The following is a 23948-nucleotide window of genomic DNA, read 5'->3' as shown; positions in this document are numbered from 1 at the left end:
TCCTGACTACGTTGGATAGCGGCCCGTATTGCCGAAGTTGTGCGGGCGCTGCCGTGGAGTATTTGTCCCATAAGTGCGTGCGAAATTCCAGCCCGGAAAATACACCATCTCTCCCTGGGACTATACACCTAGACCAGATTGCTGGCGACCTGCTGCACTCTTCGGAATTTGTCGTCCAGGATAAGTTGCACGACACCTACCATGATAGCGCATACCTGTGGCAGCGATTTTACAAAAGCTATGATCGTTTCAAAACAGCTTTCGATTCGGCCCGCAACCGTGCTTATCATATCCACAAGTTTGGCAGCATACCCCAGGCCCAGGTGCACGCACCCGTCCAGCGGGCATTGGAGCAGCGGGAACTTACGGAGCAGGAAAAGACACAGGTTTTTCAGCGTGACAACTACACCTGTTTGTGCTGCGGCAAACAGAAGGGTCCTGGTCGGCGCGTAACATTACAAGTAGATCACATACTGCCTTTCAAATACGGAGGAGAAACGAGCCTCAGCAACTCCCAAACGCTTTGCAGTGTGTGTAACAACGACAAGGGAGTCAATGAAATCAATTTCCGGGTGCATACAAGTCCATTATCAGCTCCCAAACCGAGATTGGAAACACAGATAGCCTCCCGGGGGGGGTATATCTATGTTGATGAAGAACTGACGCGAATTGTCAATATGTACTACCACTGCCGTGCAGTAGCGGAGGTGAAATGTACCTTAGAAGGGAAAGGCAGTTACCGTCGTCAGTGGCAAATCCACTTGTTTGAAGGCAACAACCCTACTTGGTTGGCCGCGCATAGCAACCAGTTGCTTGCTTTTGCCCGTGAGCAGATGAACTGTCGCTTAGTGGAAGAAATCCTTGTTCTTTAAGTGGAGGAAATCCCTTTTGCCAAGCATCAAGAACATGTTATAGGTACATCGATTATATAGTTTGCCCATTATGTCGCAACCCTTATCCAACTTCGTTTTCCTGGAAGCCGCTTGGCCCGACCTTTACGAGCCGGCCCGGGAGGCTGAGTTGCACGTCTGGAGCGCCCCGCGACTGGCCGCGCTTAGCAGCCGCATTGCCCTGGAAAACGCTATTCGCTGGGTGTATGATAACGACAGCAGCCTCACCATTCCCTACCAGGATAACTTGGCGGCGCTGTTGCACGAAGCCAGCTTCCGCAACCTGCTAGGCAGCAACCAGTTTCAGGGTGCCAACTACGTGCGCAAGCTGGGCAACCAAGCGGCCCACCACAAGGTGAGCCCCACTGGCCCCGAAGCATTCGATGCCCTACGACACCTATATGGCTTCCTGATCTTCGTGGCCGCCGCCTACAGCGCCGAGCGGCCCAGTATCCGGCCCTTTGATGAAAAGCTGCTGCCCGCTGCCGGAGCCGCCGACACCACCCAGGTGCAGGCCCAGAAGCTGGAGGCCGACTATCTGGCCCAGCAGGACGAGTTGGCCCGCAAAACGGCCCAGCTCGCGGCTAATGCCCAGCAGCTCGCTGCCCTGCAGGCCAGTTTAGCCGCCATGCAGGAGGTGAAGGCGCACAACCTGGCTAACCCCATTGCCCTGCCGCAGGCCATCAGTGAAGCCGAAACGCGGCGGCGCTACATCGACCTGCTACTGCGCGAAGCCGGCTGGGACGTGACCGCGCCGCGCGTGTGCGAGTACGAAGTAACCGGCATGCCCCTGAGTACCAACCCCACCGGCAAGGGGTACTGCGACTACGTGCTCTGGGACGACAACGGTAAGCCCCTGGCCGTGGTGGAAGCCAAGAAAACCTTGGCCGAGCCCACCAAAGGCCGCTACCAGGCTACGCTCTACGCCAACTGCCTGGAGCAGATGACCGGCCAGCGCCCGGTGATATTCTACACCAACGGCTTCGAAACCTTCCTGCTCGACGACCACCCCACCACCAACTACCCGCCCCGGCAGGTAGCCGGCTTCCTCACCCGGGACGAATTACGCCGCATGCTGCTGCGCCGCACCTCGCGGCACGACCTCACCCAGGCCAGCATCAGCCCTGCCATAGCCGGCCGCTACTACCAGGCCGAAGCCATTCGCCGGGTAGCCGTCCGGTTCCAGACCCAGATGCAGCGCGGAGCCCTGCTGGTAATGGCCACCGGCTCGGGCAAAACGCGCACCGCTGCCGCTCTCGTCGACATGCTGCTGAAGGCGGGCTGGGTTACCCGGGTGCTGTTTCTGGCCGACCGCAAGGCCCTTGTCCGGCAGGCTAAAAATGCTTTTGCCGAACACCTGCCGAGCCTGTCGCTAGTCAACATCACCCAGGAAAAAGAGGACAGCAACAGCCGTATGGTGTTCTCTACCTACCCGACGATGATGAACCGCATCGACGGTGAGGTAGAAGAAGGCGCGACCCGCTTCTACGGCCCCGGCTATTTCGACCTCATTATCGTGGACGAAGCCCACCGCTCGGTGTACCAGAAGTACCAGGCCATATTTGAGTACTTCGATTCCCTGCTCATTGGCCTCACCGCCACGCCGCTGGCCCAGATTGACCGCAACACCTACGAGCTGTTCGGTCTGGAAGACCACCAGCCTACTTATGCATATGAGCTGAATCAAGCCGTGCAAGACAAGTATCTGGTACCGCCCAAGGCTCTCTCGGTGCCCCTGAAGTTCCAGCGTCAGGGCATCAAGTATAACGAGTTGAGCGAGGCTGAAAAAGAAGAGTACGAGGAAGAGTTTCGGGATGAGGCCACCGGCCTGGTGCCCGACGAAATCGGATCGAATGCCCTCAATGCCTGGTTATTTAACCAGAGCACGGTGGACGAAGTCCTACGCTTTGTGCTCGAGCGCGGAGTGAAGGTGCAGGGCGGCGATAAGCTCGGTAAAACCATCCTCTTTGCCCGTAGCCACCGCCACGCCATATTTATTGAGGAGCGGTTTCATAAACTCTTCCCGCACCTGGGTGGCGGCTTCGTACGAGTCATCGACAACTACGAAGACTACGCGCAGGCACTGCTCGATGACTTTTCGGACACCGAAAAGGCGCCGCAACTCGCCATCTCGGTGGATATGCTCGATACCGGTATCGACATTCCGGACGTGGTGAACCTGGTGTTCTTCAAAGCCGTGCGCTCCAGCGCCAAGTTCTGGCAAATGCTGGGACGCGGCACCCGCCTGCGCCCCGATCTGTTCGGGCCCGGCCAGGACAAGGAGTATTTCGTGGTGTTCGACTTCTGCGAGAACTTTGAGTTCTTTGAAGCCCGGCCCGAGGGGCTGATAGCCAGCAACCAGGTGCCCCTGAGCCAGCAGATTTTCACGGCCCGCCTGACGCTGGCGGAAGTGCTGCGCCAACCTGCCTATCAGGCCGACGAGGCGCATCAGCAGCTGCGTCGGGAGCTATTGGATACCCTGCACGGCCAGGTGGCCGGACTCGACCTGAACTCTTTCGCCGTGCGGGCGCGCCTGCGTTACGTCGAAGAATTTGCCGGGGCCCGTGCCCGCTGGGATGCCCTGACGAAAGTGGACGTGCAGAATCTGGAAAACAACCTCGCCCCCCTGGCTCCGGTGGAAGGCAACGACGAGCTGGCCCGCCGCTTTGACCTGATGGTGCTGAACCTGATGCTGGCCCTCATTCAGAAAAGCACCCGCCAGCAGGGTTACATTGAGCGGATTGCCAACCTGGGCTACAACCTCAACAGCCAGAAAACCAACGTACCGGCAGTGCTGCAACAGAAGGACCTTTTGCTGCAAGTGCAGCGAAAGGAATACTGGCAGCAAGTCGCCTTGCCAGACCTGGAAGCCCTGCGCCAGAAGCTACGGGACCTGATGAAGTTTCTGGACCGCGACCAGCAGCCGGTGGTGTACACCCACTTCGCCGACCAGCTGGATGCCACGGGAGTGGCCGAAAAAGATATCACGGGCTGGGGCAGCACGGCCCTCGAAAGCTACTACCAGCGGGTGGCCCGCTACATCCGCGACAACCAGCACCACCTCACCATCAGCCGTCTGCGCACCAACCAGCCCATCACCGTGGCCGAGCTTAACGAGCTGGAGCACCTGATATTTGACGGCCACGAGCGGGGCACTGTGGCCGACCTGCACCAGGAGTTGGGGCAGCAGAAGTCATTGGGCGAGTTCATCCGCAGCCTGCTCGGGCTGGACACTAATGCAGCCAAGGAGGCCTTTGCCGGGTTCCTGAACGGGCGCATCCTGCAGCCCGACCAGATTTACTTTGTCAACAGTCTGATTGACTACCTGGCCCACAACGGTACCATTGACCGCAAAAAGCTATTCGAGAGCCCCTTTACAGAAAAGCACCACCAGGGTGTGGTAGGGGTGTTCCGGGAGGAAGCGCAGGTGCGGGAGCTGTTCCGGATAGTTGACTTCGTGAACCAGAACGCGTTGGCTCTGGCTTAAGGCGCAAGCTGGACCTCAGGTAACAGCGGACAGCATAAGCGGGGGTAGCGTAAAAGAGGTTGCGGACGGTTAAAGGAGTGGAGCAATGCCTCATATTATGCTTTTGCATAGCATAATATGAGGCATTGATAAAAACAAAATTGCCGTTTTCAGCTGATTAAGGCCGTTGTGAAAGGTGGCATCTTTATCGACTTAGGAGTGAATGAATTGCTGCTGGGACGGTCCCAAGGGAACAGTTAGCTGCTATCACTCTTAATCTGCTCCCATGCTCGACGGTACGCCTCCACTCTCTTCCTTTACCCGTGAATTTGCCCGCCTTAACGACCGGCAGCGCCAGGCCGTGACTCATCCCGATGGTCCGTTACTGGTAGTGGCTGGGCCCGGCACGGGCAAGACCCAGCTGCTGGCTGCCCGCGCGGCCTGGCTGCTCACCCAGCCCGACGTCCGTCCCCAGGAAATCCTGTGCCTGAGCTACACCGACGCGGCGGCCCAGAACATGCGCCAGCGTCTGCTGCGCTTTATCGGGCCTGACGCGCACCGGGTCGCAATTCACACCTTCCACAGCCTGGGTCAGGTAATTATTCAGGAGAATGCCGCCTTGCTGGGGCATCACGACCTGACTGCTGCCTCCGACCTGGAGGTGGAGGCCCTGCTACGGGAGCTGCTCGACGGCCTGCCTGCGGGCCACCCGCTACGGCGCGATACGGGTAGTGTCTATTTCGATGTCCCCAATCTGAAACGGTTGTTTCAGAGTGTGAAGCGCGAGGGCTGGACGGTGGCCGAGTTGCTGCGAGAGTTGGAAGCGTACCGCCTGGGCCTGCCCGCGGAAGAGCAGTATCAGTATTTGCGAGCCAATGCCAAGCAGGGCATTCGGGTGGGTGACATCAAGCGCAAGCTGCTGGCCGCCGAAGAAAACCGGATTGCCCAGGCCGCCGCCGCCATTGCGCTGCTACCTGCTTACCAGGCCGGACTAACCCGCCTGGGGCGCTACGACTATGACGATATGCTGGCCTGGGCCATCGACTTGCTCCAGGAGCATGAGGCCTTGCGCCTGAGCTATCAGGAGCGCTGGCAACATTTCCTGGTAGATGAATACCAGGACACCAACGGCGTGCAGAGCCAGCTGCTGCATTTGCTGGCCGATTACTGGGACAACCCCAACGTGCTAGTGGTCGGCGACGACGACCAGAGCATCTTCCGTTTTCAGGGGGCGAGCGTGGCCAATGTGCTGGCGTTCCAGCAACGCTACCCAGCTGCGGCCGTGGTGGTGCTGGAAGAAAACTATCGCTCTTCGGGAGCTGTGCTGTCGGCGGCGGCCGGACTGATTGACCGCAATCAGGAGCGCCTGGTACGCCAGTTGCCGGGCCTTAGCAAGCAACTGCACGCCCGTCACCCACACTTTGCCGCCTCGGCGGTGCAGCCTACGCTACGCTGCTACGCCACGCCCCTGCACGAAGCCGCCCACGTGGCCCAGGAATTAACCGCCCTGCACCAGACCGGTACCTGGCCGGTCGGCCGCGCGGCTGTACTAACTCGTACCCACGGCCAACTCGATCTGCTGGCGCACCTGCTGCAGCAGGCAGGAGTGCCTTTTCGGCGCAAGCGCACTGTGAACGTGCTACGTGATGGCTTGGCCACCAGCCTCCATCAAGTGCTGACCTACCTGGCCGCTGCCCTGCAGGCTTCACCATCTCTGGCCGAGCCCGTGCTGTTTGTCGTGCTGCACCTGCCGGGCTTGCACCTGGACCCGGCCGATTTAGTACGGCTGGCAACCGGCCATTTGGCGCACAGCCGCGCCGCTAGGCAGGCCAATGCAGCAGTGCTACCCTGGCGGGTGTGGGCGGCCGAAATAGCCCACGATAGCCCGCAGGCCGCGGCTGTGGGACTTTCAGCTCCAGCCCGTGAGGCTTTGGGCCAGGCGCTAGCTCGCCTCGACGACTGGCTCACCACGGCCGTCAGTCAGCCTGTGCCGGTATTGATGGAACGCATTGTGCTGGGCACGCTACTGCCCGCCCTACTAGCCCAGCACGCCCACCCCGACCAACTAATAGCCGTGGCGCAAACCCTACTGCAATTCGGGCGGGCCGCCGCCTGGAGCCAGCCTCAGCTTACGCTGGTCCAACTGCTGCAAATATGGGAAACGCAGGCTGCCACCACCGAAGGACTGCCGCTGGAGTATAGTAGCGGCGCGGCCGATGCTCCGCTGGAGTTGCTCACGGTCCACGGGGCTAAGGGTTTGGAGTGGGAGCGGGTATGGCTGCTGGGCTGTCAGCAAAATAAATGGCTTAGCCGACGCGCTGAGAGCGGCTTCCGACTGCCGCCCGCGCTGGTTCCCGCGGCCACTGAGGAGTCGGCGTGCGAGGAGGCACGGCGCTTGTTTTTCGTAGCCCTTACCCGGGCCCAGGAGCACTTGACGCTAAGCTGGGCTGCAACCGACGAGGCCGGTAAACCCTTACAGGAATGCCGGTTCGTGAGTGAGCTGCAGCAGGATGGGCGGACCGTGGAAGTGGTGACAGTGGCCGATGAACTGCTGACTGCGGCCCGACTTAGCCGCCTGGCCCCACCGCCCGCACCGGCTCCCGTACCCGATCCGGCCGTACTGGACGAGTTACTCGCTGATTTCGCGCTGAGTGCTACGACCCTTAACGCTTACCTCAAATGTCCCATTGGATGCTATTACGAGCAGCTGCTGCGTGTACCCCAGGCACGCAACGAAAACCTGCTTTTCGGTTCGGTTATGCACGCAACGCTGGAGCAGCACTTCCGCCAGGCCCAGCGGCAGCCGGAGCAGCAGTTTGGTAGCGCTGAGGAGTTGGCCGCTGACTTTAGTCGCCGTTTGGCCCGCCACCGTCCCGAGCTTTCGGCCGCTACTTATGAGCGGCGGAAGCACGCCGGTCAAAGCCAATTGCAGGCATGGTGGGCTCAGGCCCAAAGCACCAGCCCGGCCAATGCTGTACCCGAGTACCACGTGCACCGCGCGCAGTTGTCCGGTGGCCCTATGCTGACGGGTAAGCTCGACCGCCTTGATCCCCTGCCCGACGGCCGCCGCTGTGATGTGCTGGACTACAAGACCGGCGACCCAATTAAAGCTCGCGTTCAGCTGCAGCCTGCTGTGGCCGGTGCGGCGACGGCCACGCTTGCCGACTGGCACCAGAACGAGCGTCTACGTGGAGGGGACTATTGGCGGCAGGGTGTGTTCTACCACCTGCTGCTCACCCACGACCCGGCCAACCGCTTCGAACCCGTTTCGATGCGTTTCGAGTTTCTGCGGCCGGTGGAAAAGCCGGGCGACACCCCCCGCTATGAAGCAGCGCGGGTAGTAGTAACGCCCGAGGCCGAAGCAACGGTGCGCGCCCAGATAGTAGCCGTGGAGGCCGCCATCCGTCGGCACGAGTTCAGCCACGGCTGCGGCGAATGTGCTTGGTGCCAGCTCGGGTAGCAATCCTGAATGGCGCGGCGGCTTTCTATACTGGCTACTCCTTATCAGTAGCATCCATTCCAACTGATACTGCGACCATCTATGATAAGCCGGGTTGGTATTGAGGAAGATAAGCTGCTACTTACGTCAGCCACCTACTGCCCAATTTCCATATGCACCCTTCAGTGCGAGTAAAGCCGGAATCCGAATTTGCAAACGGTTCTATCCCGCAGCAGAAGCTGCTGAGCCTGCTGCGGCTGATTCGCCTGCTCAAAGAACCTGGCGGGCGCACGATGGCGCAGCTGCTAAGCGAGCTTGATAAAAAACAGCGGACCATGCAGCGCTACCTCAAGCTGCTGGAGGAAGTAGGCTACCCCGTCGATAAAACCACCACCCAACCCGCCCGCTATTTTCTGTTCGAGCCCGCGCCTGAGGGACGCGGTATCCGCCACGAGCCGCTAAACGACCAGGAAACGGAATTGCTCAACCTGCGCCTAGCTGACCTGGGCACCCCCAACCCAGTGCTGGTCAGCCTGCGCCAGAAGCTGCAGCTGCCGGCGCTGCTGCTGCCCCAGCCCCACGAGCTGCGCAGCCTGCGCCAGGCACGCATTCTTGAAACCTTGGCCTTGGGCATCGAACTACGCCGCCGGGTGCGGCTGCTGGCCTACGAGTCGGGCAACACAGGCACCGTGCGCGACCGGGAGTTGGAGCCGCTGGCCCTGGCCAACAACTACACCCAGCTCGCCTCCAACGATGTGGCTACCGGCCAGTACCGCACCTACAACCTTAGCCGCATGGGCGGGGCCGAACTGCTGGATGCTGCCTGCACGCTGCCCGACTCCGACCGCCGTCCCGACGTATTCGGCATGGCCGAAACCGACCAATGGACTACTATCGAGCTGCTGCTGACTTCCCGCAGCTACCAGCAACTGCTGCGCGAGTCGGCCGCTGCTGCGGTCGAGTGCCAGCCGGCCATGACCACCGAGCAGGCCGAAGGCTGGACCCACCGCTACCGGGGCCGGGTGCACGGCTTTCACGGGGTGGGCCGCTTTGTGCTGGGCCTGCCGCTGGAAGTGCGAGTAGCAGCCCCCGAAAGCCTACGCCAGTTCGTGCTGGACAAGGTGGCTGGGGCTAAATGGTAGTGCCCGGCCAGGTTGACTGAGGTAGTTTACGCTACTCGAAAACAAGGAAGTTCTCCGGGACAATCAGGACCTCCGATGCGCTCGACAACAGCGCGTCACTTATTGTCGCACGGGTGCCGATACTTTTGTCCAACTCTTCCGACCGGGAAAAGTGCGGTGCCAGTGGGCATCCGTCCTCGTTCTTTGAATAGCAGGCAGTGTCTCACGCTAAAAAGCGCTGCTAACTGATTGCGAAAAGGCCTTTTACGGGCCAGGGCTAGCTTCAATTCTAGCCCGTTTCTTTTTGCTTGCAAAAGCTTCAACCCCGAATCTTTCCCTGTATGGATACACGCATCCCTCCTGTGACGCTGGCCAAATGGTACTGCCTGACCGACGACTCCCATATTCAACTCCTAATCAACCCCACACTCCCGCAATGGCGCGTGGTAGGCGCCCCCAAGTATGTAAGCGTCGCCACGCGCTTTGTCGTGACTTCGAGCGACACTATATGGCCTACCCCTCTCGAAGAACCTACTTGCTGCGGGCTATGCCTAGCTCGTCAGGGTGGCCCGGTGGAAGTGCGGGAGGGGGCTCTGCTCAACTTCGATAACCTGGCTTTTGCCCGCCTCACCAACATGGGCCGCCCTTACTGGCGACAGGTTACTTCCCCACCAGATAAGGTAGGGTTCTATTCCGGTCGCCTCAACTATCTGCTGAGTTATTGCCAACTGGAGTTTGTGACTGCGCAGGACCTCACCACGAATGATATGGCTGCGGCCCTGCTACTCCAGCCCACGGATATTGACTTCGATTGAGCCAAGGTTTGCCACCGTTGCATTTCCAAAAGGGCAGGCTGCCCTATGGAGTGTATACTACCCCCATCTAAGCTTAGCCGCCCATCATTTAATTCCTCTTCTGTTTCGCCAGAAGGTAACTGGGCCTATTGCGCGCCCCCACCAACCCATTGCTTTGCCTATGCCCAAGTTCCTGGAACCCGTTCAAACACTTTATGAAACTGCTTTAGCCCACGAAGATGCCTACGACTGGGGCGCAGCCGCGGCCTGTTACGAAGAGGCCGTTACGCTGGTCACCGACTCGCCCGAGCTGTGGGCGCGCTATGCCCGGCTGCTGAATCGGGAAGGGGTGCGCAACAAGGACGGGCATATCGACCTGTCGGCGGCCGCCGAGGCCACCAGATGCGCCGCCACCACGGCCGATGAACTGTACTGGCGAGGCATCGGGGCTTACCTCACCGATGGCGGTGGTGATTCGCAGCGCGACCTAGCCGCATCTTTGGCTCTGAATCCCACCCACGCTGATGCTTGGTACTACTACGCTGAGGCCCTTGAACACCCCGCTGCCTATTTCTCCGGTTCCGATTATGATCAGTCGGCTGAAGGGCAAGCCCGCCGGCTGGCCGCCTATGACCAAGCCCTGGCCCTGGACCCTGGCAATAGTGAGTACCTTATTGGCCGGGCCGACTTCCACTTGGCTCACGACCGGCTCGCGGATGCCCTGGTCGACCTGGACACTGTCCTGGGACAATACCCGGCTAATAAGTATGCAATGCAACTTCGGGCAATTATCCGGGTTCTGCAGTATGATTTCCGGGGTGCGCTGCGCGATTTTGCAGCTGGCGGTACCCTGTCCGGCAACTGGCGAAATAGTGGTGTCGGGTTACATATCCGCTACCCCAACGAGCAGTTACCATCTCCGGCTGCACGCTGGGCCGAGGCTCTGGCGGCATTCGAGCAAACTGGTATTCGGGAGCCGACCACGGCAACATACCTGAGCGAGCGGGCCGCGTATTTCCTGCGCCACGGTGCCCCCAACCGGGCCTTGGACGATGCGCTGGCAATAGTGGGGCGGCAACCCCAGAAGCCGGCGCACCGGGAGCTGTTGGTAAGCTGCCTACTGGCCCAGCCAACCCCCGACCTGGAAGCCCTATTGGCGGAGTACGAATGGCTGGCGGCCCGCCCGATACTGGCTCTGTCCAGGAAGAAGAGTGGATTTTCTGAAAATGCCCCAGAAGTTGCCCGTCGCCTCTGGAATCAGGCATTCTACCGGCACCAGGCGGCCTGGGTACTATACCGGCTGGGCCGCCCGAAGGAGTCACTGGCATATTTCGAAGCTGCCTGTAGTTTTGCCTTCACCCAGGAACCCTACAGTGTTGAGCGGGAGAAGCATTTTACGTGGTATCCAGCCAACCCAGACGAGCCAGACACACTACCCTGCGGGCCGCGCCGGTCGGTAGAGGTAGGGGTGGCCAACGGGACGCAGTTTGTCGCAGATGTAAACGGGCTGCTGCCGGCGTGCGACTTACAGTATTTCAGCCGCAAGTCACCAGATATGGAGTATCTGCGCTGGCAATTGGCCCTGCAGCTCAAGCAGGAATATGCTACTGATGGGGCCTTGAGTACCGCCGGCGAGTGGCTCTGCGCGGCAGCGTGGCGGCTGGCCGGCCCGCCACTGGGGGAGGCTTGCGAAGCCTGCCTGAAGCTGCAGTTGCCAACCGGCCATTGGTTCAGGAAGGCTCGGGAAGCCAACGAGTTTGCCGTAGCCCGGGAGCTATGCCTTACCGGCCTGGCGCAACTTCCGGCCTACGCACCCGAGTTCCGGCTGCTGCAACAAGCCCTGCTACGGGCCGAGCTGCGCAATACCAAAGACCGACCCGGTGCCACGCCCGCTATTATTGAGGCGGCCCTAGAGCAGTATGATGCCGGCTTGGCTGCGCTAAGAGGCCAGAGCTAGCGTGAAAGCAGGTGCCGTTGACCACCCGCTTCACCCCAAAACACGACGTGCCACTTCTCTGATTCGGCCAAAAAACAGATTCTTATGCTTGCTAACCTGCTCTGTGCCCGCCCGCCCTGGCTGCGACCCTTGGTTGGGCTGCTACTACTCGCGGTACTGTCAGGGGCTAACTCCGCCGAGGAGCCGGCCCGCCGCCGCTTCCGCTCCGTTCCCCTGAGCCAGCTCACGCTGCCCTGCGACCTGACCGCCCTCAACGCCGAGTACGTGGCGGCCCTTAACTACCGCCGGGCCCAGCGGAACCCCGGCGCGCGCCCTGCCCACTTCGAGGCCGGCCTGCTGCCTGGTACCTTTCTGCACACTTATGAAATGGAGCGGCGCGACAGCCTCTACCACGACCGCGACGACCGCACCGTTGGCGAAATTTGCGCTTCAGTGAGCAATCTGGCTCCCTACCGCGGCCGGCCCCGGGAGTTGGCCCGCTACATCTGGACGCGCTTCCATAACTCCCCGCCCCACGCGGCCATCCAGCGCGATACAAGCCTGCGCTTCGTGAGCGTAAGCTGCCTCAACGACTTCTTTGTGGTCCGTCTCAGCTCCCGGCCCTACCGCGCCAATGCTACCCGGCAGCAGCAATTCCAGCAAACGCTGGCCATCGTTCAGGCAGCCACTGCCCGGCAGGCCCACCTGGCAGTACGCCGGTAGTGCCCAATTGCGTATTCTTGCCCCACACACCCGCTCGCCGTGTAAAAGCCAGTCAGGTGCTACGCCCCACAGAATCATCCGGCTGTCAGTAAATTCTCGCATTTTCTCAATTCTCTTTCACCATTCCCCTTCTGAAACGCATGGCCAATCAAGCAACCCCTGGCGCCGTCGCCAACACCTATGTTCGCTACCTATTAACCAAAGCCGGTTTAGCCGCTGGCGGACTCGCTACCCGAGGGGCCGACAATCAATGGGAGGCTACCCTGGCCTTCTTTGGCAATAAATGCGCCTATACGGGGGAAGACCTAACCGGAAAGCCGATTGATAAAGACCACGCCATTGCCCTCAACCGCGTATCCGGTGGTCTGCACGTCTTCGGTAATGTGGTTCCGTCAACCCCAAAAGCCAACGCCCAAAAGAGCGGCCAGCGTTACGATGACTTTTTGCGCTCGAAAGGGGAGAAGTTTGACAGCATCGCGCACCTCACCGACGAGCAGCGGGAGGCGGCCATTGCGCGCATCGAGGCCTTCATGCAGCAAGCCCGCCCCGACGGCCTGCTCAAACCGCACCCCGAGCTACTGGCGTTTTATGAAACGCAGTACCAAAAAGCCAAAGAGCTATGCGCGACGGGGGCTCAGGAGCTGGAAGAGCTGCTAAACAAGCTAAACCTAGCCGCTGCACCGCTCCCCAGCGACGCCGCAGCAGCAGACGAGGCCACTCTGGATTTGCCCAGCGTGGAGCAGTTTGAGCTGGAGGAAACCGGGGCTGATAATCTACCGGAAGCGTACCGACAGATTCAGGCGCGCAGCTACGAAATGAATGTGGGTGCCTATGCGCAAGCTGTATTCGCCCAGCTTTTTGCCGATGGCACTATCGCCAAGTTTCTGCCCAACCTCACCTACCGCGAAGACCTCTGCACCTTCGCCCTGAAGCTTTCGTTCCCGCCCCTTATTACCCGGCGCCAGGATGCCCCCACCCGCTACTACGCTACCCCATACCGGCACAACGGCACCGAGTATTACCTGTGCAGCCAGTGGTATGAGCGTAACCGCGAATCCCTCAGCAATTGGCTGACGGAAATGGTGTTCGCTCAGCGTGCATAAGTATTAGGGATATGAATCAACCTACCGCGAATCCGCTAAATGCCTACCTCACGTGGTCTCTTGGGATAGATTTGCCCGGATTGTCCGTCGTGTATGCCGAAGACCCGGCCCATGCCATGCGCTTGCTGGAAGATTACTGTCTAGGGGCGCAGCCTAAGCATTCTCTACGCCCTGCCTACATGCCCATGGAAATTCGCAGAAATGCGTCTGACAATGGAGCCGATATCCACCTTTTTCCAGTAGGTATTGCCTCACCCGGTGTCTCCGCTGGGATTCTGGTAATTGACCGGGGAGAAGACGTTCGCTTCGACGATTAAGATGCGAGGCCTGCATACCGCATAAATTGCGTGGCTATTGCAAATAATGCACTACCCAAAATTTCCTAACCCTTCTTAATACCCGTTTAAGCCTTTTTTACAACTGGTACCACTTATGCAGAAGGAGTAGTACCCCACCACACGGAGCGGTGGGGTACTACTCCTTCTGTCGTATGTCGCTGCTTGCTACTATCCCCGTCGCCACCCCCAGCCTCCCACCCGTTTCGCCGGCCACCGCGCCCGAGTTACTCGACTCGCTGCACCAGCATCGGGCGCTGCAAACTGAGCTGCAGCGGCAGGGTTTCGTGCAGGCCGGCCACCACGCCGGCCATCCGGAGGCACTTTATACCCAGCTTGAAGCCCTTTACGAGTCGTATCGCCACACCAACTCGCGGGAGTGGATGGCCTCCGAGCAGCAGCGCCGTGAGGTGCTGGGCCGCATTCGGGAGTTGGAGACGCAGGCCGCCGAGCTAGAGCGCGCCGGCCCGGCCGCCAACGCGGTCCTGGAGGCTCGGCGAGTAGTAGCCACCGAGCGGGCAGCCCAGCTGCGCCAGCGCCTGGAGCAGGTACGCGAGGAGGTGCTCGACCTACCCCCGCGCAACTGGCCACTGCTGGGTCTGTTGGCCGTGGTGCTGACTGCCCTGACGGCGGCGCTGTACTTGTTTTATGCCGGCACCGCTTTCCGGGCTTTTACCCGCCCAAGCTGGCCGAGGCCGGCGGTGGCGCGGCGGCTGACCTGACCCGGTTGCTCGGCACCGGGGCCGTGTTTGATGCTGCCGCCCTGCCCGGGGCTTTTGCGGCGGTGTATCCGGCCCTGTTTCCAGCCCTGCTGCTCATGCTGGCCCTGTGCCTGCATCTGCTGGCCGAGGGGGTAGGGGTGACGCTAAGCCGGCGTGGTCGTTTGATAGCCGGCGCTACGCTGGTGCTACTTACACTGATGCTCGACGGGTTGCTGGCCTACCGCATTCATCAGCAGGCGGCCTTGGTGCAGTTGCTCACTGGTCAGCAGGAGACTGCGTGGTATCTGGATACCGTGTTCTACCTGGTACTCGCCTGCGGGCTGGGGGCCAGCCTATTGTGGGGTGCGGGCCTGCATGGGTTGCTGCACCTGCTGGGTGATGCGGACCCTTACCGCCAGCGGCAGCGCCGCCGCCAAGCCTACGAGCTGGAGCTGAGCCAGGCCACGGCCGCCGGGGATTCTCTGGAGCGGGAGCTAGCTGAGGCCCGCCGCAGCCGGGCCGCCGAGTTGCACGGCCTGCGCCTGGAGGCGATACGCCTCGACGCCTCGCTGCATCAGGAACTGACGGTGGTTCGTTTCGGCGGCCGCCTCAAGCTCTGCCTAGATGCCTTCCATGGCGGCTGGCTGCAATATGCCCTGCAGGCGGGCCACCCGGCGGGCGGCTGCCGCGAGGCCTTTGCCCGCTTTGTGACCGAGCACTTCGCGACCGACGCGGCGGCTTGATACCGACCGATGCTTTTGCGCTAAGTGGCCAGGCCGCGGCTCACCAGTACCACCCGGTATCAACCATTGCTCGGGGCCGGGGCCTGATTCCGGATTGTCTGGTGGGCCTGGCTCATGCCAACCGTTTTTTGATATTCCCTCCCTTTTCTTCGCCTGCCATGCATTTTAAGCCGTTTTCTGGATTTCGTTTATGCTGCGTTCTTGTCGGCAACTGGCTGCTGGCCGGCTGCGCCGCGCCGGAAGCCGCACCCCCCGCAGCCCCGGCCGCGCGCGACTCCTATGTGGTGCTGCTCGACCTCTCGGACCGGCTGCTGGTGCCCGGCCAGCCAGCCCGCGATACGGCTCTGCTCGGCCAGGTGTGCCAGGCTTTTCTGGCCGGGGCCGCCCGCCGCCATTACGCTGGCTCGGAAGACCGCCTGCGGGTGGTAGTAGCCGAGCAAGCCAGCCACCCGGCCGCCGTGCAGGCGCTGGCCCAGGCCCCCGAATTATTCGTCGATCTGGGGGCGCTGCCCCTAACCGAGCGGCGCCACGCCCCGGCCCGAGTAGCGGCGCTCCGCCAGCGGGTGGCGGCCCTGTACGCCGCCGCGGCCCAGGGCCGTCGCCCCGCCGACTACGCTGGGGCCGAACTGTGGCACTACTTGGCCGAGCGGCTGCCCTACGACTTTCCGGCCCCTGATTCGGCCCATGCCGACCGCCGCCATCTGCTGGTGCTCACTGATGGCTACCTTGACTTCGAGCAGTACGCCGGCCGCCGCCAGCAGGGCCACCGCTATGCTTCCACGCGCTTCGTGGCGGCGCTGGCCAAGCAGGGGCCGGAATGGCCCGGAGCCTGGCAGAAGGGCAACTACGGCTTACTACCGCTACCAATACGGCCAGCCCTAGTAGGCGTGCGCACGCTGGTGGCCGAAGTGCAGCCGCATGCCGACTACCACCTTGATATTTTGGGCCGCACCTGGCAGCAGTGGTTTATTGAGTCGGGGTTGCCGGCCCCGCGGATATTGGCGCGCGTGGCCCTACCCACCGCCCGCGAGCAGGTAGCAACCTTTCTGGCGGCCGAATGACGGCGGCTTAGGGCCCGTCCAGCACGGCAAAAAGAATTTGGGCCGCGCGGGGAATAGCCGTAGTTTGCACTTTCCTGCTTGATTATATCGCTTAGTTATGTCCCGTATTCTGGTTTCCTGGATTGCCCGCAACAATGACTTCCTCAAAAACGAACAAGGGGGCTTTGGGGCCATAAATCCAGCGGGCCCTAATGTCGATTTCCACCGGCGGTATTTTGGGCCGGAAAAGCTCGACCAGCATATTCTGCTCTACGCCGATGCCCGCCAAGAGAACTTTGCTGAGCACTTGGTGGCCTATCTGCGCAAAGAGTATCCGGGCCGCAATATCGAGGCCCAGCTGCTGGCGCTTGATAACGTGATTGACCTGGCCGAGGTGAAGACCAAGGTGGAAACCTGGCTGCTAGCGCATCGGGAGCATAACTTGGCTCTGTTCTTCTCGCCGGGCACCAGCATCATGCAGCTCTCGTGGTATTTGTGCCATACTACGCTAGGTTTGAAAACGCGCTTGCTCCAGACCCGGGACCAGAAATTTGTGAAAGCCGGCGAATCGGGGTTGACGGAAATTAGGGAAGAGCGCTCGGCAGTACCGGTAACGGCGGTTATCCGGGAGGAAAATCTAAAAAAGCCAGGTTATGCAGCGGGAACCGACCACTACCGGCAGCATGTGCTGCCGCCGGCCCTGCAAGCCGTGTACCGCCGGGCCGACCTAGTAGCCCAGACCGACAAGGTAACCGTGCTAATACGAGGGGAGAGCGGCACGGGCAAGGAACAACTAGCTCGCTACGTGCACGAGCAGTCGGCACGATCGGGGCGGCCGCTGCTGACGCTTAACTGCGCGGCCCTGACCGATTCGGTGCTGGAATCGCGGCTGTTTGGCTACCAGAAGGGCGCGTTTACGGGCGCGGAGAAAACGACGCCGGGCCTATTTGAGCAGGCCGAGGGCGGCACCGTGTTTCTGGACGAAATCGGGGACATTTCGCCCGCGTTACAGGTGTTGCTGCTGCGGGTGTTGCAGGAGGGCGAGATTCAGCCGGTGGGCGGCATACCTAAAAAGGTGAACGTGCGGGTGGTAGCGGCTACCAACGCCGAACTAGAGGAGAAGTGCCAGGACGGGCGCTTCCGCTGGGATTTGTATTACCGCCTGGCGGTGGCCGAGCTGGAACTGCCACCGCTGCGCGAGTGGCCCACGGCTGAACGAAAGACATTGCTGGAACACCTATTGGCGGCCAAACAGCGCGAGCTGGTTAAGGGCCAGCCGCTGGAGCTGAGCGAGGCTACCCGCAAGCAGCTGCTGGCCTACCCATTTCCAGGTAACATTCGGGAGCTGGCCAATCTGCTGGAAACGCTCTACGTGTTTGAGCCGGACACGCTGGTCGAGCCGGGCCATCTGCCGCGCCGGCTGCGCGAGATGGGCCCGAGCAACCTTTCGCTGAAACTGGCTGACGTAGAGCGTGCCCATCTACTGCGTGTGCTGGAGCTCAAGAATGGCGTGAAGCGTCAGGCAGCTATGGCGCTCGATATTGACGTGCGGACCCTAGACAAAAAGCTGGAATGAATTCAACCAGCCAAAGTAACCAGCTGACGACAAGCGGAGTCTTATTAATAGCATTTTCTGCTATTTCCACCACATAAACTGCTGTTGTCTTGCTAGGCCAAAACGGCTTTTTTGGCTAGTTAGCGGGTTTCACTGTATTGGCCAGATTCTGGTATCTCTTCTACCAACACCACCCAACAACAGAGGCATCTCTTTACTCCATGCAACAAATACGACTCGATAATTTCCGGGTGTTCGGCACGCCCGCCGCATTTGATCTAGCTCCGGTAACCGTGCTGACGGGCAAGAACAACTCCGGCAAATCTTCGCTGATTAAGGCATTTCTGGTGCTGGCCGATTATCTGGAGCAGGATGACCAGACGGTGTTGCGCTTAGATGGGCCCCGGGCAAACCGGCACCGCATCAACAATTGGCAGAGTTTATTGAATTGGCAAAGCGAGACCCAAGTATTTCGTGTTGGCTACTCGGTCAATGGGATTCACTATTCCTGCGAGTTTGCGAAAGATCCCGACAGTAAGGTCAAGCTGGCTTACCTGCGCCGCTTTCACATGGAAGTGCCCGATATCGATCAGCTTACACTTTTCAGCAACGATGGGGGACAAACCTATCAGCTGAGTGTGTCACAGAGGCTTTTAGATTACGTTACGGGAGAAGCACTTGCCCGCGAATTCATACGTATGAGTTCTCCTGCAGTCAATGCCCGTAGGCAAGCAGATACTGAGTATGAGTTGGCAAGTTTGGAATACGCTGAAGCAAATACTGACGAGCAGAAGCGCCTGTTGATGGAGCACCAGCAGTCACTAGCCAAGTATTTGGAACAGCTGCGAAATGAGGCTATTTCCAATGATCAAAGTACTGGTATAAACTACCAGATCAGCATTTCTTCTCGCTATTTGGGTAGCACCCCTACGCTGGCAGTTCTTATAGAGGGCGCTCTGGATAAACACGCTTTTGACAGCGGAAAACCTGTGGAAGAAGTGCCGTATACGGCAGAACAAGTAGCGAATCAGTTCGGAGTTTCGCCGGACGAAAATGGAGAATATGACCAGGAGGAGATGATGAATGCTTGGAGCATGCATCGTCAAGTAGAAGCGCACGAGGAAGAGTTTCGTAGGCAGGAAATAACAGGCAAGGAGTACCGCACAGCGCGCCAGTTCCGGCGGGAACTAGAAAACAGTTTCCCTGCTGTTGAACATTTGGGCGCCAACCGTACTCACCAGGCCCGGCTCTACCTAACGAGCAGCGGGCAAGGCGCGGAAATCAATGTAGTGGCTGACCGGTTCCAACGCCTCGGCAGCGTTCCGGACGACGCGGCGCAGTTGTTTCTAAAGCGTTGGATGCCGCGCTTTGATATAGGCGAGAGCGTGGAAATTACTAACATAGACAACGCGGCCGTTCGTATTGAGGTAGTGCGTGGTGATCAACGCATTAATTTGGCAGACCTAGGTTTCGGAGCCGGGCAACTCCTGACCATGCTGCTGCATATCGCTACCATTCTGCAACAGCGTGTGGCGGGTACTTTCGACGAAAGGTGGCAGACCCGGATCGTTCTAATCGAAGAACCGGAGGCCAATCTGCACCCACATTTTCAGTCCTTGCTGGCCGAACTGTTCGCCGAAACCGCTCGAAAGCACAACCTGCGGTTCGTCATTGAAACGCACTCTGAGTACCTTATCCGTAATGCGCAGGTGCTGGTTAAGAACGCTGGCGGCAATCACAAATTGCTGCAAAACAATGCTGTTGCAGCTAGGATTGGATCAACCGAAGGACAGGTAATAACACCTATCAATTTGCCTGCTGACTTCAAACAGCGGAATCCCGAAAAGAACAAGAAGAAGCAGGGGCTTTTCAAAGTCTATTACCTCGACCAGCCCAGCGAAGCCAATGGCCAGCAGTACGGTCACGAAATGCGGTTGCGCAAGGATGGCATTTTCATGGACGAGTTCGGCGAAGGATTTTTGATGGATGAGTCAGCCAAGCTCGCTTTTAAGCTATTTGAATAATGACAGTCTATTTTGATAAGGCTAATCTGGAGGCATTTCTGCGCACTAACAGTCAGCTAGGCCACGCAGAAACCATGAAAATGCTCCGTAATGAGATAGGGGTAGCAATTAACTGCACTCCACTGGAGGCCTATAGCAGCCCACTCGTACGGCCGTTTGTCATGCAAATGACCACCGGGCAGAAAAATACCCCCAAGGTGAAGTTTCCAGCTCCTGCCTACCCCGACCGGCCGGTGTCCCTTACGTTTTACGCGCAGCCCACGGCCCATCGCCGGCCGGTGGTGCTGGCCGATGATGCGGAGGTAACGACGTGTCAAGCCGCCGGTACGTGCCTGATTGATGGGGTAGGAGAGGAACTGACCGTCCTGAGCCGCCTACACAGGGGCGACCGGTACAAGTTCTCAATGCCCTTTACTATCGGTGCAGGCAAAGGGCAGTTTGCGTCCTGGGCGCAGCTTACGCCGCATATCCTGCCCTTCCACGACCTAATTATCCATGACCGGTACTTGCTGCGCAGGCCATCATGGGCCGTGCGCCACAACTTGCCCTTGCTGCTCCAAGCGCTGGTTCGCGGCCGGTGCGGCAAGCTAAATGTTGTACTGATGACCCTGCCTCCAGAGCCGGTAGAAGTAAACCTCGACCCGGTGACGTACACTGAGTTGCGTCACCTGATTAGGGAGGCTGTGGAAGCCGAAACCGAACAGGTGCCTAACATTACGGTAGTGTGGGGCGAAGACGGCAACGATGTGCGCCACGACCGCCACATCTTCACCAACTATCAATGGCTGGCCTCGCATGACTCGTTCAATTATTTCAACTCCAACGGCAGCATACGCACCAGAGCCGATACATTGACTTTGAACAACCTGGCCGACAGTGAACTCCGCATCCACGCCGATGAGCTGCTCCATCGAATGCAGGACCGTATTATGGCCTTGGTAGCCAAGAATCCCGCTGCTATAGAAGGCGACCAAGTGTCCTCTTTTCTGACTTTTAAGTAACTAACTCAACACGCCCGCGCCGACTCGGCTCCCCCTCTCCCCAAGGAGAAGGGGCCGGGGGGTGAGGTTCCCCAACATGGCTGACCAACGACCTAACATAGATTTCCTCTACCGCATCACGCCAACGCCGACCTGGCCGGGGCCTTCATCCCTCAGAACTCGGAGCAGAACATCCGTACCAAGTTCGATGAGGTACTGGACGACGTGCTGGAAGAGTTCGTGAACACCAAGCTGGACCTGTTCAACAAGCTCACCGAAGACAAAATTAACGCCCAGCTCAAACGGCTCTGGTTTCAGCAGCTGCTGGCGGCGCGGCTGGGGGGCAGTGGGGCTGCGGCATTGATGTAAACCAGCTTTTACGCTCACAACTGCTTTGATACTCTCGCGCCCTATTTATGGAAAACAGCTACAACGGAATCGTTATTTTCTTTCGCTCTAAGCAGCAAGGAGCAGGTTTCGGCTTTATCTATAGCCCAGAGCTAGACAAAACCTTTCACTTCAATGAGCGGGTACTGGCCAGCAGCGATTACCAAGTACCTCATGTAGGGGACTCAGTGAGCTTTGAAGAAGGTATTTACAAAGGGGAAGGAAAAGGCCCAACCGCGAGTATAGTACGCAGTTCTCAAACACCACACGCAATAGGAGCAGTTATTCGTTTGTCAGCTGTTGCTGATGTATACAGGCACCCTGTTTCTCAGCTGAGCCGCTTACTGGGCAATCAGCAGCAGGTAAATGAGCCCCTGGAGTTTGTCACAATACAGCAATTATTAGCCGTAAGCGAGCTGGTGGCTAAAGCCAAAGAAAGTGGGAAATCAGAACGGGAGCCTGTAATCCGTCATATCGGTAAAGTGGTCCGCTATAAGGAAGAAAGCGGCTATGGATTTATTGAGCAGGATGGCTTTGACGATGTATTTGTTCACGTTAACAGCGCTGCGCCCAACACACTTGAAACAGGGGCGTGGGTAGTCTTCACGCAATCGGTCAGCCCAAAGGACCCGGCCAAGCTACGAGCCACGAACGTGAAGGGGTTGGCCAGCGAGGTTGCCTACCTACGAGCAAACCTAAGGAGCTTCACAGAAGCGAAACTGCAGATATTGCTGGAACACGGTCCAGAAAGCTTACGCGCTGCAATCCTGAATCGCTGGTTTGAGCGCATTGACCATGATAGTACCTTTGAGCAAGCACAGCAGGTAATTGAGTTAGTACAGCAGTACCTGCCGCAGGACGTAGCACGCTATCAGGAAACTATCGGGCAGCGACTTGCCGGAGAAGCAGCCTGGTATTGGTGGCAGCGCCACGGGCTGGCCGAGGTCGTGCCGGAGGAGGTACTCAATTTCTATAAGGAGGCAGCGCCGGAATTGACGGGGAGTGCTGATTACGGTTTTGACCTGCGGGGCACACTACTGCTGAAGCATTTGCCCCTGCCCCATTTTAAAGGCTTTTTTTCAGCGCGGTGGTCATACGCAAGGGTATTAGAATCAGTTGAAACTGAGTCGGGGAAACGACTTTTGGACGATTGCCGGTACTTACCGGCGCTCGATGGCTTTGGCTATGAGGCGGCCATTTTAAACACGGGTGACGAAGAGTCCACACAGAAAGCAATGTGGCTGGTGCGCTACCTGGCTTCGCTAGAAATAACAGGACTGGCGGAGTTAGTATGGCAAGCGTTGCACCTCATTCTACCGATACCAGCATTCGTAGTATCCCTGAGCGCTGACACACCAGCCGACCACCTGATGCCTTTGCTGGCTTATGGCATTCCAGAGATAGATGCGGTGGTAGCCCCGCAACTGTTTCAAGAGCTAGGGACTGTAGATACTGAGGACAATTTCGTGCAGTTGGTTAAGCTTCTCAAGCTATGTCAGAAAACAAGCAACGAAGCCTTGGCAGCACTGGCTACAGAGCTTGCTTTGCATGGGTGTAGCACATTTTTCCAGGTCAAGCTGTGGACTTTGGGGCTGATTCCAAGCGCGGATATTCGTCAATTACTGGAGGCTCTGCCATCATCAGAAATTACTCTTTACCTGCAGGATGCCTATGCGCCAGTGCGGCTGCCGGCAGCATTTGTCTTGATGCTCCGCATAGCCGAAACGGGAGACGATGCCAGCATACGCCAGGGTGTAGGTGTACTAAGAAAAAGCCGTCAGCTACTAACTGACGAGGATTTTGAACAGTTACTACAAGTTTATCCGGCAGTTGGCGGCCTCTACCTGGAAGTTAACGGTTGGCTTGAGAACCAACAACTACGGCCGGCATACACTTTCTTGCTGGCTTGGCTTTTGGTACTGCGTGAACAGGCACCGGCCGAAATGATGCCCCTTATCGCGCTTCTTGCTCAAGCAGAAAAAGCAGAGATGTTGCACCACGTGGTTGACATAGATCCAGCTCGGCTACTGGGACTGGATAGCGCCTTTTTAAGTTATTTTTGTTTTCTCTTCGTGCCTCTTCCCCTTTTTCGTATGAAACCCCTGTTTTACCTAGGCCTGGCCCTGAGCTTGGCAGCCTGCTCCACGCCCTCTTCCGAAACCGCCGCCGACGCCGGCGTGCTTGCCCACAACGATTTCGAGTCGCTGGCCGGTTGGCTGCCCGACGATATGGCCCTGACCAAGGACCAGGCGCACTCAGGCAAATATGCCACTATGGTAGACCAGAACCACGAGTTCAGCCTCACCTACAACACCCTGCTGGGCAACCTGAGCGAGCATAAGCCGCGGGGCCTGATGGTGGAAGCCTGGGTATACCTGCCCGATGATAAGGCCACGGCCAGCTGGGAATGCAAGTAATAGACCCCGATAAGAACAACGAGCCGATTTTCAGCGACGGTGTTGCGCTGGCCGATGTGGTGAAGGACTACAAGCAATGGACGAAGGTGAGCAAGGAAATCGTTCTGCCCCCCAACGCGACGTACAACCAGCGCATCAAAGTTTTCCTCTGGCGCTCCGGCGCCGCTTCGCCGGTGTATCTCGACGATCTGACGATTAAGGTGCTTGAGTAGGCTGCGCGGCTGGCCCGGGGCTGTTGGGCTGGCCAGCCTTTTACTACTCCCTTCCCGTCATTCTTCCTTCGCATTTATGAAG

At 58.9% G+C, this 23948-nt stretch carries 17 protein-coding genes; all 17 read left to right on the top strand.

Annotation, left to right across the window (positions count from 1 at the left end; translation table 11 throughout):
* Nucleotides 1-872: HNH endonuclease (locus D0N36_RS02180; protein ID WP_207190714.1), on the top strand; the 872-nt coding region annotated here is incomplete at its 5' end.
* 70 nt (nt 873-942) lie between these two features.
* A complete protein-coding gene (locus D0N36_RS02175; protein ID WP_116939408.1) occupies nt 943-4377 on the top strand; it encodes a DEAD/DEAH box helicase family protein in 3435 nt (1144 codons plus the stop codon).
* A 265-nt stretch (nt 4378-4642) separates the two neighbouring features.
* A complete protein-coding gene (locus D0N36_RS02170) occupies nt 4643-7816 on the top strand; it encodes an ATP-dependent helicase (RefSeq protein ID WP_116939407.1) in 3174 nt (1057 codons plus the stop codon).
* A gap of 152 nt (nt 7817-7968) precedes the next feature.
* Nucleotides 7969-8937: a helix-turn-helix transcriptional regulator gene (locus D0N36_RS02165; RefSeq protein WP_116939406.1), complete on the top strand. Its 969-nt coding sequence runs from the start codon at nt 7969-7971 to the stop codon at nt 8935-8937.
* 320 nt (nt 8938-9257) lie between these two features.
* Nucleotides 9258-9731 (top strand): hypothetical protein, encoded by a 474-nt coding sequence (locus D0N36_RS02160; RefSeq protein ID WP_147320711.1) that lies wholly within the window; start codon nt 9258-9260, stop codon nt 9729-9731.
* Between the two features lie 160 nt (nt 9732-9891).
* Nucleotides 9892-11667: a tetratricopeptide repeat protein gene (locus D0N36_RS02155; protein WP_116939404.1), complete on the top strand. Its 1776-nt coding sequence runs from the start codon at nt 9892-9894 to the stop codon at nt 11665-11667.
* A gap of 84 nt (nt 11668-11751) precedes the next feature.
* Nucleotides 11752-12369 carry a hypothetical protein gene (locus tag D0N36_RS02150; protein WP_116939403.1) on the top strand — a complete coding sequence of 206 codons (618 nt, stop codon included), beginning with the start codon at nt 11752-11754 and terminating at the stop codon, nt 12367-12369.
* A gap of 140 nt (nt 12370-12509) precedes the next feature.
* Complete coding sequence (locus D0N36_RS02145; RefSeq protein ID WP_116939402.1) at nt 12510-13472, top strand: HNH endonuclease signature motif containing protein; 963 nt, start codon at nt 12510-12512, stop codon at nt 13470-13472.
* Nucleotides 13473-13962: 490 nt separating this feature from the next.
* A complete protein-coding gene (locus D0N36_RS02140; RefSeq protein WP_116939401.1) occupies nt 13963-14529 on the top strand; it encodes a hypothetical protein in 567 nt (188 codons plus the stop codon).
* Nucleotides 14530-14552: 23 nt separating this feature from the next.
* Entirely contained in the window at nt 14553-15251 is a 699-nt protein-coding gene (locus tag D0N36_RS02135; RefSeq protein ID WP_116939400.1) for a hypothetical protein, read from the top strand.
* Nucleotides 15252-15409: 158 nt separating this feature from the next.
* A complete protein-coding gene (locus D0N36_RS02130) occupies nt 15410-16312 on the top strand; it encodes a hypothetical protein (RefSeq protein ID WP_116939399.1) in 903 nt (300 codons plus the stop codon).
* 97 nt (nt 16313-16409) lie between these two features.
* Nucleotides 16410-17867, top strand: coding sequence for a sigma 54-interacting transcriptional regulator (locus D0N36_RS02125; protein WP_116939414.1), 1458 nt, complete (start codon nt 16410-16412; stop codon nt 17865-17867).
* A 200-nt stretch (nt 17868-18067) separates the two neighbouring features.
* A complete protein-coding gene (locus D0N36_RS02120) occupies nt 18068-19870 on the top strand; it encodes an AAA family ATPase (protein WP_116939398.1) in 1803 nt (600 codons plus the stop codon).
* A 161-nt stretch (nt 19871-20031) separates the two neighbouring features.
* Entirely contained in the window at nt 20032-20871 is an 840-nt protein-coding gene (locus D0N36_RS02115; RefSeq protein ID WP_147320710.1) for a hypothetical protein, read from the top strand.
* Nucleotides 20872-21075: 204 nt separating this feature from the next.
* Entirely contained in the window at nt 21076-21219 is a 144-nt protein-coding gene (locus tag D0N36_RS02110; protein ID WP_190242479.1) for a hypothetical protein, read from the top strand.
* A 47-nt stretch (nt 21220-21266) separates the two neighbouring features.
* Entirely contained in the window at nt 21267-23654 is a 2388-nt protein-coding gene (locus tag D0N36_RS02105; protein WP_116939396.1) for a cold-shock protein, read from the top strand.
* Nucleotides 23645-23866 carry a hypothetical protein gene (locus D0N36_RS02100; RefSeq protein WP_116939395.1) on the top strand — a complete coding sequence of 74 codons (222 nt, stop codon included), beginning with the start codon at nt 23645-23647 and terminating at the stop codon, nt 23864-23866. The genes D0N36_RS02105 and D0N36_RS02100 overlap by 10 nt, the downstream gene beginning before the upstream one ends.
* Nucleotides 23867-23948 lie beyond the last annotated feature (82 nt).

This window comes from Hymenobacter lapidiphilus (assembly GCF_003417065.2).
In the GTDB taxonomy this organism is placed as follows: Bacteria; Bacteroidota; Bacteroidia; order Cytophagales; family Hymenobacteraceae; genus Hymenobacter.
The sequence above is the reverse complement of the archived record's forward strand: the minus strand, read 5'-3'. Positions and strand labels throughout refer to the sequence as shown.